1 protein-coding gene is annotated in these 1066 nt (G+C 67.6%); it reads left to right on the top strand.

Annotated elements, in window-relative coordinates; translation table 11 throughout:
• Window positions 1–57: 57 nt before the first annotated feature.
• Window positions 58–1066 (top strand): acyltransferase domain-containing protein (locus VS93_RS26410; protein ID WP_236700763.1); only part of this gene is annotated, 1009 nt, incomplete at its 3' end.

Raw genomic sequence — 1066 nt, 5'->3', positions numbered from 1 at the left:
TTTGTGTTTTCGGGGCAGGGTTCGCAGCGGTTGGGGATGGGGCGGGGGTTGTATGGGGTGTTTCCGGTGTTCGCGCGGGCTTTTGATGAGGTGTGTGCGGAGGTGGATGGGTGGTTGTCTCGGCCGTTGAGGCAGGTGGTGTGGGCGCCGGAGGGTTCGGTTGAGGCTGGTCTGGTGGATTGTACGGAGTTTGCGCAGCCGGGGTTGTTCGCGGTTGAGGTGGCGTTGTTCCGGTTGGTGGAGTCGTGGGGGGTTCGGCCGGATTATGTGGTGGGGCATTCGGTGGGGGAGATCGCGGCGGCGTATGTGGCGGGGGTGTTCTCGTTGGCGGATGCGGCCCGGTTGGTGGTGGCGCGGGGCCGGTTGATGCAGTCCTTGCCTGAGGGTGGGGCGATGGTGGCGGTGCGGGCCGGTGAGGCTGAGGTGGCCCCGGTGGTGGCCGATTGTGCCGATCGGGTGGCTGTTGCGGCGGTGAACAGTCCGGTTTCTACGGTTGTTTCGGGCGATGAGGGTGTGGTCGCCGAGGTCGAGGAGCGTTTCGCTTCTCAGGGGACGAAGACCCGCCGGCTTCGGGTGAGTCACGCGTTCCATTCCCCGTTGATGGAGCCGATGTTGGCCGGGTTCGCTGAGGCGATCGCGGGGGTGGAGTTTCGTTCGCCGCGGTTGCCGGTGGTGTCGACGGTGAGCGGGCGGCTGGCTTCGCAAGAGATCGCCTCACCGCAGTATTGGGTGGGGCAGGTGCGCTGCCCGGTGCGGTTCGCCGATGCGGTGCGGTGCTTGGAGGCGGCGGGGGTGGCCACCTTTGTGGAGTTGGGCCCCGAGGCTGGGCTGGCCGGGATGGTTGGGCAGGTGGTGCAGGCCGAGTCTGTGGTGGTGGCTTCGGCGCTGCGGGGGGAGCGGGATGAGGCTGTTGAGGTTTTCACCGCGCTGGGGCGGTTGCATGTCTCGGGGGTGGGGGTGGATTGGGAGGCGGTGTTTACCGGTAGTGGGGCTTGCCGGGTGGAGCTGCCGACCTATGCCTTCCAGCGCCGGCGCTACTGGCTAGAACCCACCCCCCGGGCCGGCG

Origin of the sequence: Allosalinactinospora lopnorensis, assembly GCF_000981225.1 — a bacterium.
GTDB classification, from domain to species: domain Bacteria; phylum Actinomycetota; class Actinomycetes; order Streptosporangiales; family Streptosporangiaceae; genus Allosalinactinospora; species Allosalinactinospora lopnorensis.
This window is presented reverse-complemented; position numbering and strand designations above follow the sequence as displayed.